The following is a 12,495-nucleotide window of genomic DNA, read 5'->3' as shown; positions in this document are numbered from 1 at the left end:
ATAGCATGAAATGGGACGAGTCAGAATAAGCATGCTTATAGAGTGATATCTCTATAAGAGAGCAGGGGAGTGGACGAGCGGAATGAAGTTTCATGAAATGGGACAAACAGATTTACTAGAGGCAACCAATACGTCCATGAAACAAGGATTAACAGAAAAAGAGGTAAAAAAACGCCTTGACAAGCATGGACCAAACGAGCTGCAAGAAGGGAAAAAAACTTCAGCGCTTCTCTTGTTTTTCGCGCAGTTCAAAGATTTTATGGTGCTTGTGCTTCTGGCGGCAACGTTAATCTCAGGTTTTCTTGGTGAATATGTAGATGCGGTTGCGATTATTGCGATTGTGTTTGTGAATGGCATACTCGGTTTCTTTCAAGAAAGGCGTGCTGAGCAATCTCTTCAGGCTTTAAAAGAGCTTTCAACACCGCATGTCATGGCACTCAGAGAAGGAAGCTGGACAAAGATTCCTTCTAAGGAACTGGTGCCGGGTGATATTGTGAAATTTACGAGCGGGGACAGAATTGGCGCAGACGTTCGAATTGTTGAAGCAAGAAGCCTTGAAATAGAAGAATCAGCGCTGACCGGGGAATCAATCCCGGTTGTGAAGCATGCTGATAAATTGAAAAAACCGGATGTTTCACTTGGCGATATTACCAATATGGCATTTATGGGTACGATTGTGACCCGCGGCAGCGGTGTGGGGGTTGTCGTCGGGACAGGAATGAATACGGCTATGGGGAAAATTGCCGACATGCTTGAATCGGCAGGGACATTGTCAACCCCGCTGCAAAGAAGACTGGAGCAGCTCGGGAAGATTTTGATTGTTGTTGCATTGCTTTTGACCGTACTTGTCGTTGCTGTCGGTGTTATTCAGGGTCATGATCTGTACAGTATGTTTTTAGCAGGTGTCTCGTTAGCGGTAGCTGCTATTCCGGAGGGGCTGCCGGCGATTGTGACAGTGGCGCTTTCGCTTGGTGTACAGCGGATGATTAAACAAAAATCCATTGTTAGAAAGCTTCCTGCTGTTGAAACGCTTGGGTGTGCGTCTATCATTTGTTCAGATAAAACAGGGACAATGACCCAAAACAAAATGACGGTGACACATGTCTGGTCCGGAGGGAAAACATGGAGAGTGGCAGGGGCCGGCTATGAACCGAAAGGAAGCTTCACACTAAACGAAAAAGAGATCAATGTCAATGAACATAAGCCGCTTCAGCAGATGCTTCTGTTCGGAGCGCTTTGTAACAACTCCAATATTGAGAAAAGAGACGGCGAATATGTGCTTGACGGAGATCCGACAGAGGGAGCGCTGCTCACCGCGGCAAGAAAAGGCGGTTTTTCAAAGGAGTTTGTTGAATCAAACTACCGGGTGATCGAAGAATTTCCGTTTGATTCTGCACGGAAAATGATGACTGTCATCGTAGAGGATCAAGACAGAAAGCGCTATATCATTACAAAAGGTGCACCGGATGTACTGATGCAGCGATCTTCCCGTATTTATTATGACGGCTCAGCGGCTCTTTTTTCAAATGAAAGAAAAGCAGAAACAGAGGCGGTATTAAGACATTTGGCATCACAGGCGCTCAGAACGATAGCGGTCGCCTACAGGCCGATAAAAGCAGGCGAAACACCGTCAATGGAGCAGGCGGAAAAAGACCTGACCATGCTTGGCCTTTCAGGTATCATTGATCCCCCGCGGCCGGAAGTCAGACAGGCGATAAAAGAATGCCGTGAAGCAGGAATTAAGACCGTTATGATAACAGGTGATCATGTAGAAACCGCTAAAGCGATAGCGAAAGACTTGCGCCTCCTTCCGAAAAGCGGCAAAATCATGGACGGCAAGATGCTGAATGAACTTTCTCAAGAAGAGCTTTCTCATGTGGTGGAGGATGTTTATGTATTTGCCCGCGTTTCCCCTGAACATAAACTAAAAATCGTAAAAGCCTATCAGGAGAACGGGCATATTGTGGCGATGACGGGAGACGGCGTCAATGATGCTCCTGCCATTAAACAAGCTGATATCGGCGTCTCTATGGGCATTACCGGGACAGATGTGGCCAAAGAAGCATCATCTCTTGTTCTCGCAGATGATAATTTTGCGACGATTAAATCAGCGATAAAAGAAGGCAGGAACATCTACGAAAATATCAGGAAGTTTATCAGATACCTGTTGGCGTCTAACGTCGGAGAAATCCTTGTCATGCTGTTTGCGATGCTGCTCGCCCTTCCTTTACCGCTCGTTCCGATTCAGATTTTGTGGGTCAACTTGGTGACGGACGGATTGCCGGCAATGGCGCTCGGCATGGATCAGCCGGAAGGAGACGTCATGAAGCGCAAGCCCCGTCATCCGAAAGAAGGGGTATTTGCCCGCAAGCTAGGATGGAAGGTCGTTTCCAGAGGATTTTTAATCGGAGTTGCCACTATTTTAGCGTTTATCATTGTATACCACCGCAATCCGGAAAACTTAGCTTATGCCCAGACGATCGCGTTTGCCACATTGGTTCTCGCTCAGCTTATTCACGTGTTTGACTGCCGCAGCGAAACTTCTGTTTTCTCTAGAAATCCGTTTCAAAACCTGTATTTAATCGGCGCGGTATTGTCATCCATTTTGCTGATGCTTGTAGTAATCTACTATCCGCCGCTTCAGCCGATTTTCCATACTGTAGCCATCACGCCGGGGGACTGGATGCTCGTCATCGGTATGTCCGCCATCCCTACTTTTTTGCTGGCGGGGTCACTTTTAACAAGAAAAAAATAAATTCATATGATATAATCTTAGGGGTAATAGCGTGTCTATTGCCCTTTTATTATGAGAACAGGGAAGAATTGGGTGTTTTATAATGATACGAAGTATGACAGGCTTCGGCAGTGCAAGCAAAACACAAGACGATCTCTCTGTAAGCGTTGAACTTAAATCTGTGAACTACAGATTTAAAGAAGTGAACGCTCGTTTGCCAAGGCCTTTGCTATATTTTGAAGATAAGCTGAAACAGACCATTCTGCAGCATATTCAGCGCGGAAGAATTGAGCTTTTCGTATCCGTTGACAGCGATATGCTTGTTGAGAAAAGGCTTGAAATTGATTGGCCGCTGCTCGATGAATTTGTCGCAGCCGCGAGAGATATGAAGAAACGGTATCAATTATCTGCAGAACCCGATGTAATGGATTTCTTTAAGCTTGATCATGTCGTCCAGGTTCATGAAGAACAGACGCAAAATGACAAGCTGGAGGCGTTGATTATCGATGCTGCAGAAGAAGCGGTAAAAGGTCTCTGTGAAATGCGTGAAAAAGAGGGGCTGCTCTTAGCGAAAGACTGCCTGATGCATATTGATCAGCTTGAAGAGCTGGTGAGAGAAACTGAATTGCTGGCTGCAGATGTCGTATCTCGTTACCGGGAACGGCTGTACGCCAGAATCAAAGAATGGACTGAAGACGTATTAGATGAGAGCCGGCTTGTAACAGAATGCGCTATTTTTGCAGACCGCTCTGATATCACTGAAGAGATTACAAGGCTGAAGAGCCATTTCGCCCAGTTTCGTGATATATTAGCTAGTGGCGGAGCTGTCGGGCGCAAACTCGACTTTCTTGTTCAGGAGCTCAATCGGGAAGCAAATACGATCGGCTCAAAAGCAAATGATCATCAGATCACAAAGCTTGTCGTTGAAATGAAAAGTTCTATTGAAAAAATAAAAGAACAAGTGCAAAATATAGAATAGTGACTGTGCGTATTGTTTACAGACGGTCTTACTAGGCTAAACTAGAGACGTCTATTTTACAGGGGGAACGTAGAAGATGACGATTAAACTGATTAATATCGGATTTGGCAATATCATCTCCGCCAATCGGATGATTTCGATTGTCAGCCCGGAGTCTGCGCCAATCAAACGGATGATTCAGGATGCAAGAGACCGCGGAATGCTAATTGACGCTACATACGGACGAAGAACCCGTGCAGTTGTCGTCATGGATAGTGATCACATTATCTTATCTGCCGTCCAGCCTGAGACAGTTGCACACAGACTTTCTGTTAAAGAAGAAATTATGGATGAAGGGCAGGGGTAATTGCCGCATGAAAGAAAGAGGTTTATTAATCGTTCTCTCAGGTCCCTCAGGAGTTGGTAAAGGAACGGTTCGACAAGCGATCTTTTCGCAGGAAGACACAAAATTTGAATATTCGATTTCAGTAACCACAAGAAGTCCAAGAGAGGGCGAAGTGAACGGAGTCGATTATTTTTTCAAAACAAGAGATGAATTCGAGCAAATGATTGCGGACAACAAGCTGCTTGAATGGGCAGAGTATGTCGGCAATTATTACGGCACGCCAGTCGATTATGTTGAACAGACGCTTCAAGATGGAAAAGACGTCTTTTTAGAAATTGAAGTTCAAGGGGCTCTTCAAGTGAGAAATGCTTTCCCGGAAGGCCTGTTTATTTTCCTTGCGCCTCCAAGCCTTTCTGAACTGAAAAACAGAATCGTGACACGAGGCACAGAAACAGACGCTCTGATTGAAAATCGAATGAAAGCTGCAAAAGCTGAGATCGAAATGATGGATGCTTATGACTATGTCGTTGAAAACGATAATGTCGAAACGGCTTGCGATAAAATCAAAGCAATCGTTCTTGCTGAACATTTGAAGCGTGAACGCGTTGCACCAAGATATAAGAAAATGCTGGAGGTTGAATAATCAATGTTAGATCCGTCAATTGATTCTTTAATGAATAAATTAGATTCAAAATATACGCTCGTGACTGTTTCTGCGAGACGCGCCCGTGAAATGCAAATCAAAAAAGACCAAATGATTGAACATACGATTTCACACAAATATGTAGGCAAAGCTTTAGAAGAAATTGATGCAGGCCTGCTTTCGTTTGAAAAGGAAGACCGCGAATAGTAGCACAAGTAGCAACCTATATCATGTAGGTTGTTATTTTTTTCCGTGCGGTTTTGTAAAGTGCAGAGGGGGAGAATTCATTGCTAAACAATCGAAATGTGTTACTTTGCGTGAGCGGAGGCATCGCTGTTTATAAAGCCTGTGCGTTAACAAGCAAGCTGGTTCAGGCAGGAGCAAATGTCAAAGTGATTATGACTGAATCCGCTTGCCGATTCGTTTCACCGCTGACATTTCAGGCATTGAGCCGCCACGAAGTCTATACAGATACATTTAAAGAACAAAATCCAAGCGTCATTTCTCATATTGATGCCGCAGACTGGGCCGACTTGATTATCGTAGCGCCGGCTACGGCTAATGTGATTGGAAAACTGGCAAACGGCATCGCTGATGATATGCTGACGACAACATTGTTGGCAGCAACGGCTCCCGTTTGGATCGCGCCGGCGATGAACGTTCATATGTATGACCACCCGGCAGTCAAACGAAACATTTCTGTTCTTTATCAGGACGGTTATCGTTTTATTGAGCCAAGTGAGGGCTATTTAGCATGCGGTTACGTAGGAAAAGGCAGATTGGAAGAGCCGGAAAACATCGTAAAGCTGGCCGAAAAACATTTTGCTGAAGAAACATCCGCTCCTTTAGAAGGCAAGCATGTGGTCATTACAGCCGGCCCAACGCGGGAAGCGGTTGATCCCGTCCGGTTTTTTACCAATAAATCGACGGGCAAAATGGGCTACGCATTAGCGGAGGCTGCTGTTCAGCTCGGCGCACGGGTAACCTTAATTTCTGGGCCTGTTTCACTTGATCAGCCTAAAGGCCTTGCTGAGTTTATCCCTGTTCAATCGGCTGCGGATATGCGCGAAGCTGTGCTCTCTGTGTATGACGCAAGTGATATAGTCATTAAAACAGCTGCGGTAGCCGATTTTACGCCGAAAACAGTATTTGACCATAAAATGAAAAAACAAGACGGCGGCATGACCTTAGAATTGAAAAGAACAGTCGATATTTTGAAAGAATTGGGCGAGAAAAAGAAAGAGCAGATTTTGGTCGGATTTGCCGCCGAAACACAAGACATTGAACACTATGCACGTAAAAAGCTCGCCGCTAAAAACCTTGATTTGATTGTGGCAAATGATGTGAAAGCAAATGGGGCCGGTTTTGGTGCTGATACGAATATCGTGACAATCTTTTTCAAAGACGGGCATAAACGCGAACTCCCGATTATGTCTAAGCTCGATGTTTCTTTTGAAATCCTTCAGGAGATCGCAGACCTCTCAAAACAAACCGGAGAGCGCTCATGAATTTTGCCGAAGTCATCGTTGATGTGAGCACCAAAAATATAGACAGGCCTTTTGATTATAAAATCCCAGACCATCTCAAGGGCATGATCAAAACGGGGATGCGGGTCATTGTTCCGTTTGGCCCCCGTAAGATTCAAGGATTTGTGACAGCAGTCAAAGAAGCATCTGACCTATCGGGAAAATCTGTCAAGGAAGTAGAGGGTTTATTAGATCTTACACCTGTTCTGACAGAGGAGCTTATGGATCTGTCATCATGGCTGTCAGACAAAACGCTGTCTTTTAAAATAACGGCGCTTCAAGCAATGCTGCCTGCCGCCTTAAAGGCGAAATATGAAAAAGAATTAAAAATTGCACACGGCGCCGATCTTCCGCCGCAAGTGGAACGGCTGTTTACTGAAACAAAGACGCTGTTGTATTCGGATATACCCGATCATGATACGCTGAAACTGATTCAAAGGCATGTTCAAAAAGGGGACATTGACGTGACGTATAAAGTCGCGCAAAAAACCAATAAAAAAATGGTCAGGCATATTCAGGCAAATGCGAGTAAAGAAGAGCTTGCTAAGCAGGCTGAGGGATTGTCCCGCCAAGCAGCAAAACAGCAGGCGATTCTTCACTTTCTCATCTCTGAGCCGGAAGGTGTGAAAATTCCTGCTGCGGAATTGTGCAAAAAAACGGACACGAGCTCTGCAACCATCAAAACCCTTATCCAAAAAGGGCTTTTGAAGGAAAGCTATGAAGAGGTTTACAGAGATCCCTATCAGGACAAAATGTTCAAAAAAACAGAGCCCCTGCCGCTGACAGACGAACAGAGGGCTGCCTTCGAGCCCATACGCGAGACATTGGACAGCGATGAGCATAAAGTGTTCCTCCTTCACGGCGTGACAGGAAGCGGAAAAACCGAAATTTATCTGCAATCAATTGAAAAAGTACTGGCGAAAGGAAAAGAAGCCATCGTCCTCGTACCGGAAATATCGCTGACGCCGCAAATGGTCAACCGCTTCAAGGGCCGCTTCGGCTCCCAGGTGGCAGTCATGCACAGCGGTTTATCCACAGGAGAAAAATATGACGAGTGGCGTAAAATCCACCGGAAGGAAGTACGGCTTGTCGTCGGTGCCAGATCCGCGATTTTTGCTCCGTTTGAAAATCTAGGAATGATAATCATCGATGAAGAGCACGAGTCTTCCTATAAACAGGAAGAAATGCCGCGCTATCATGCGAAAGAGGTGGCAATCAAGCGGGCCGAGCATCACAGCTGCCCGGTTGTATTAGGGAGTGCTACGCCGACATTAGAGTCATATGCAAGAGCGCAAAAGGGCGTATACGAGCTTCTTTCACTGAAGCACCGTGTTAACCATCGGGTGATGCCTGAGGTTTCGCTTGTCGATATGAGAGAGGAGCTTAGAAACGGCAATCGCTCGATGTTTTCAGTTGAATTGATGGAAAAGCTTGAAGAAACGATTGCCAAGGGTGAGCAGGCGGTGCTGTTTTTAAATAAGAGGGGCTATTCTTCCTTTGTGATGTGCAGGGATTGCGGCTATGTCCCGCAATGCCCGCACTGCGACATTTCCATGACGTATCATCGTTACGGCCAAAGGCTGAAATGCCATTATTGCGGACATGAAGAGCCTGTTCCGCACACTTGTCCTGAATGCGCAAGCGAGCATATCCGCTTTTTCGGAACGGGAACACAGCGAGTGGAGGAAGAGCTGACAAAAGTGCTGCCAAGTGCGAGAGTGATTCGGATGGATGTTGACACGACATCACGGAAAGGCGCCCATGAAAAATTACTGTCAGCTTTCGGAGAAGGAAAAGCGGATATTCTTCTCGGAACGCAAATGATCGCGAAAGGGCTTGATTTTCCGAATGTCACGCTTGTCGGAGTGTTAAGTGCTGATACAACACTTCATATTCCTGATTTCAGATCGGCTGAAAAAACATTTCAGCTGTTAACGCAAGTCAGCGGCCGGGCAGGCAGGCATGAAAAGCCCGGCCATGTCATCATTCAAACGTATACACCGTCTCATTACAGTATCCAGCTGACGAAAACACACGATTATGAAACGTTCTATCAGCATGAAATGGCGCACAGGAGAGAGCAATCCTATCCGCCATACTACTATTTGGCTCTTGTGACTGTTTCTCATGAGGAAGTGGCGAAAGCAGCGGTTACAGCTGAAAAAATCGCTCATTTTTTGAAAGCAAACTGCGGAGCTGACACGAAAATTCTCGGACCAAGCGCGTCGCCGATAGCCAGGATCAAAGATAGATATCGCTATCAATGCGTGATAAAATACAAACAGGAAACCCAGTTATCTGCTTTATTGAAGAAGATACTGGAACATTATAAACGCGAAATTGAACAAAAACATGTAATGATTTCAATTGATATGAATCCTTATATGATGATGTAAGATCTCACGTCTTGGAGGGTAACAAATTGGCAGTAAAAAAGGTCGTCACACATCCTGCGGAGGTTTTGGAAACACCTGCGGAAACCGTGACTGTTTTTGATAAAAAGCTAAAAAAACTGCTTGATGATATGTACGACACCATGCTTGAAATGGATGGTGTCGGACTGGCAGCGCCGCAAATCGGCATTTTAAAAAGAGCGGCCGTTGTAGATATCGGGGATGACAGAGGGAGAATTGATCTCGTTAATCCTGAAATTTTAGAAAGAAGCGGCGAGCAAACCGGAATTGAAGGATGCTTGAGCTTTCCTGGCGTCTATGGTGATGTCAAACGTGCCGATTATGTCAAAGTGCGTGCGTTTAACCGTCAGGGAAAACCGTTCATTCTGGAAGCGCGAGGCTTTTTAGCAAGAGCCGTGCAGCATGAAATGGACCACTTAGACGGTGTGCTGTTTACATCTAAAATAAGTAAATACTATACAGAAGATGAACTAGCGGATATGGAAGGATGATTTGATGACGAGAATCGTATTTATGGGAACGCCGGATTTTTCAGTTCCTGTTTTAAGAACCCTGATTGAGGACGGATATGAAGTAGTGGGGGTCGTCACACAGCCGGACCGTCCGAAGGGCAGAAAAAAAGTCATGACACCTCCTCCGGTCAAGGAAGAGGCATTGCGTCACGGCATCCCGGTTCTTCAGCCGGAAAAAGTCAGATTGACAGAAGAAATTGAGAAAGTGCTGGCATTAAAGCCTGACCTGATTGTAACGGCGGCATTCGGACAAATTTTGCCTAAAGAGCTTCTCGACAGTCCAAAGTACGGCTGCATTAACGTTCACGCATCCCTTTTGCCGGAACTGCGCGGCGGTGCTCCGATTCATTATTCCATTCTGCAGGGAAAGAAGAAAACCGGGGTTACCATTATGTATATGGTAGAAAAATTGGATGCGGGCGATATGATCTCAAAAGTGGAAGTGGACATTGAAGAAACCGACAATGTCGGAACACTGCACGATAAATTAAGCGCGGCTGGCGCGAAGCTATTGTCAGAAACGGTTCCAAACGTTATTGCCGGCAGCATTTCACCTGAAAAGCAGGATGAAGAGAAAGCGACATACGCGCCTAACATTAAAAGAGAGCAAGAGCTGCTCGACTGGTCCAGAACGGGCGAAGAGCTTTACAACCAGATCCGCGGCTTAAATCCATGGCCTGTTGCCTATACGACGCTTAATGGACAAAACTTGAAAGTGTGGGAATCCAAAAAAACACCCGCACCAACCAAAGCTGAGCCAGGCACAGTCGTTGCGGTTGAAAAGGAAGGGATTATCGTTGCCACAGGTAACGAGACGGCTCTGTTATTAACCGAACTCCAGCCGGCAGGCAAAAAACGAATGAAAGGCGAAGACTTTGTGCGAGGCGCTCATGTTGAAGTCGGTGATGTGTTAGGAGTAAACAATGAAAAAAACTAGTGTTCGTGACATCGCCCTTGAGGCGCTGATCAAATTAGAACAAAACCAGGCATACAGCAACCTGCTGCTGAAATCGGTCATTAAATCAAATGAACTGAGTGATCAGGACAGAGGGCTTTTGACTGAACTTGTCTATGGTACATTACAAAATAAGATCGCGCTTGATTATATGCTTAAACCGTTTATCAATAAGCCTCAAAAGGTAAAGCCGTGGGTGATTCAGCTTCTTCGCCTATCCTTATATCAAATGGAGTATTTAGAGAAGATTCCAGACAGGGCAGCCATTCATGAAGCGGTTGAGATTGCTAAAATCCGCGGACACAAAGGCATTGCTTCATTTGTCAACGGCGTGCTCCGTTCTATTCAGCGCGAAGGTGTTCCATCCTTTGACGCGATCGAAGATCCTGTACGCCGGCTGGCGACAGAAACAAGCCATCCGGAGTGGCTTGTGAAAGAGTGGGCGGATGCGTATGGATTTGAAGCTGCGGAAAAGATTTGCCGCATCCATCTCATTCCGCCGAAGCAGACGCTGCGTGTCAATCAAATGAAAGCAGACAGAGCTGAGCTGCTTGACCAAATGGCTGCTGAGGGAATCGAAGTTGAAAAAGGCGACCTCGCTGAAGATGCTGTGAAGCTCTTAAAGGGAACAATTGCCGGAACTCATTTCTTCCAAAACGGCGAAGTTTCCATCCAGGATGAGAGCTCCATGCTCGTCGCCCGCGCCCTTGACCCTAAGCCTGATGAAACAGTGCTTGACGCGTGTGCGGCGCCTGGCGGAAAGTCGGCTCATATCGCAGAATTAATGCAGAACAAGGGGAGCGTTACGTCGCTTGATCTTCACAAACATAAAGTGAAGCTGATCAAAGAAGCGGCAGACCGGCTTGGCCTGACAATCATTCATGCGGAAACAATGGATGCTAGAAAAGCGGGGGAAACGTTTGAAAACGAACAGTTTGACCGAATATTGGTCGATGCCCCGTGCTCAGGTTTCGGTGTTATCAGAAGAAAGCCGGACATGAAATACACGAAAAAGCCTGACGACAGCGCCCGTCTAGCTGAAATCCAGCTGTCGATCCTGAGGGAAATCGCACCATTAGTAAAAAAAGGTGGCACTCTTGTCTACAGTACGTGTACAATGGACCGGACAGAAAATGATGAAGTAATACATGCGTTTATACAAGAACATCCTGATTTTGAACCCGATTTGTCTCTTGAAAAGCGGCTGCCTGAAAAGGTGAGACCCTTTGTTCGGGATGGAAGGCTTCAGATCCTTCCTCATTATTTCGGAACAGATGGTTTCTTTATTTGCAGCATGAGAAAGAAGGGATAAGCAATGGCAGAACTTAATAAAACAAAAGTAAGAAAAGAATTGCGGACAGAGCGTCCGTCGATTTATTCTTTTGAATTAGACGAAATTAAACAATGGCTGACAGACAACGGAGAGAAACCGTTCCGTGCGGCTCAGATTTTTGAATGGCTATATGAAAAACGCGTATCTTCTTTTGAAGAAATGACAAACCTCTCAAAGGATCTGCGTGAGAAATTAAACACTCACTTTGTGTTAACAACGCTGAAAACGGCTGTTAAACAAACCTCTCAAGACGGTACGATGAAGTTTTTGTTTGAGCTTCATGACGGTTATACCATCGAAACCGTTTTAATGAGACACGAGTATGGCAATTCTGTATGTGTAACGACACAAGTCGGCTGCCGTATTGGCTGTACATTCTGTGCGTCAACGCTTGGAGGCTTAAAACGAAACCTTGAAGCGGGGGAAATTGTCGCTCAAGTAGTCAAAGTGCAAAAAGCTCTTGATGAAACGGATGAACGCGTCAGCTCTGTCGTGATCATGGGAATCGGCGAACCTTTTGATAACTTTAACGAAATGCTCGCTTTCTTGAAAATCATTAACCATGACAAGGGCCTGAATATCGGTGCTCGCCATATTACGGTCTCTACGAGTGGAATCATCCCGAAAATTTACGAATTTGCTGATCAGCAAATGCAGATTAACTTTGCAATTTCTCTGCACGCGCCGAACACAGAAATCAGAAGCCGTTTGATGCCGATTAACAGAGCATATAAACTGCCTGATCTAATGGAAGCCGTTAAATATTATATTAATAAAACGGGACGCCGCATCAGCTTTGAATACGGGCTGTTCGGAGGCGTAAACGACCAGGTGGAACACGCCGAAGAGCTTGCCGACTTGCTGGAAGGAGTCAAATGCCACGTGAACTTGATTCCGGTAAACTACGTGCCTGAACGGGACTATGTGCGCACACCGCGTGATCAGATTTTTGCTTTTGAAAAAACGCTGAAATCCCGCGGAGTAAATGTCACAATCCGAAGAGAGCAAGGACATGACATTGACGCAGCCTGCGGTCAGCTTCGCGCGAAGGAGCGTCAAGACGAGACGAGGTGA

Annotated in this window: 11 protein-coding genes; all 11 read left to right on the top strand. The window is 45.8% G+C overall.

What is annotated here, in order from left to right; genetic code table 11:
- Positions 1 to 82 precede the first annotated feature (82 nt).
- The 11 genes from PUN35_RS06195 (at position 83) to rlmN (ending at position 12,495) form a co-directional block, all read left to right on the top strand.
- Positions 83 to 2,755 carry a calcium-translocating P-type ATPase, SERCA-type gene (locus tag PUN35_RS06195; RefSeq protein ID WP_014479756.1) on the top strand — a complete coding sequence of 891 codons (2,673 nt, stop codon included), beginning with the start codon at positions 83 to 85 and terminating at the stop codon, positions 2,753 to 2,755.
- Between the two features lie 82 nt (positions 2,756 to 2,837).
- Entirely contained in the window at positions 2,838 to 3,713 is an 876-nt protein-coding gene (locus PUN35_RS06190; RefSeq protein WP_009967215.1) for a YicC/YloC family endoribonuclease, read from the top strand.
- 76 nt (positions 3,714 to 3,789) lie between these two features.
- On the top strand, positions 3,790 to 4,059 hold the full coding sequence (remA, locus tag PUN35_RS06185; protein WP_003154355.1) for an extracellular matrix/biofilm regulator RemA: 270 nt from the start codon (positions 3,790 to 3,792) through the stop codon (positions 4,057 to 4,059).
- A gap of 7 nt (positions 4,060 to 4,066) precedes the next feature.
- Entirely contained in the window at positions 4,067 to 4,681 is a 615-nt protein-coding gene (gene gmk / locus PUN35_RS06180; RefSeq protein WP_003232083.1) for a guanylate kinase, read from the top strand.
- A gap of 3 nt (positions 4,682 to 4,684) precedes the next feature.
- On the top strand, positions 4,685 to 4,888 hold the full coding sequence (gene rpoZ / locus PUN35_RS06175) for a DNA-directed RNA polymerase subunit omega (RefSeq protein WP_003221520.1): 204 nt from the start codon (positions 4,685 to 4,687) through the stop codon (positions 4,886 to 4,888).
- 80 nt (positions 4,889 to 4,968) lie between these two features.
- Positions 4,969 to 6,189, top strand: coding sequence for a bifunctional phosphopantothenoylcysteine decarboxylase/phosphopantothenate--cysteine ligase CoaBC (gene coaBC, locus PUN35_RS06170; RefSeq protein WP_014479757.1), 1,221 nt, complete (start codon positions 4,969 to 4,971; stop codon positions 6,187 to 6,189).
- A complete protein-coding gene (gene priA, locus PUN35_RS06165; RefSeq protein ID WP_014479758.1) occupies positions 6,186 to 8,603 on the top strand; it encodes a primosomal protein N' in 2,418 nt (805 codons plus the stop codon). Before coaBC ends, priA begins: the two co-directional genes overlap by 4 nt.
- Positions 8,604 to 8,629: 26 nt before the next feature.
- Positions 8,630 to 9,112 carry a peptide deformylase gene (def, locus tag PUN35_RS06160; RefSeq protein ID WP_014479759.1) on the top strand — a complete coding sequence of 161 codons (483 nt, stop codon included), beginning with the start codon at positions 8,630 to 8,632 and terminating at the stop codon, positions 9,110 to 9,112.
- A gap of 4 nt (positions 9,113 to 9,116) precedes the next feature.
- Positions 9,117 to 10,070, top strand: a complete 954-nt coding sequence (gene fmt, locus PUN35_RS06155) for a methionyl-tRNA formyltransferase (protein ID WP_014479760.1) — start codon at positions 9,117 to 9,119, stop codon at positions 10,068 to 10,070.
- Entirely contained in the window at positions 10,057 to 11,400 is a 1,344-nt protein-coding gene (rsmB, locus tag PUN35_RS06150; RefSeq protein WP_014479761.1) for a 16S rRNA (cytosine(967)-C(5))-methyltransferase RsmB, read from the top strand. Before fmt ends, rsmB begins: the two co-directional genes overlap by 14 nt.
- A 3-nt stretch (positions 11,401 to 11,403) precedes the next feature.
- The gene (gene rlmN / locus PUN35_RS06145; protein WP_014476780.1) at positions 11,404 to 12,495 is read left to right on the top strand and encodes a dual-specificity RNA methyltransferase RlmN; all 1,092 of its coding nucleotides are present in this window, start codon (positions 11,404 to 11,406) and stop codon (positions 12,493 to 12,495) included.

The organism is Bacillus sp. N3378-2at (assembly GCF_033412715.1).
Classification (GTDB): Bacteria; Bacillota; Bacilli; order Bacillales; family Bacillaceae; genus Bacillus; species Bacillus subtilis.
This window is presented reverse-complemented; position numbering and strand designations above follow the sequence as displayed.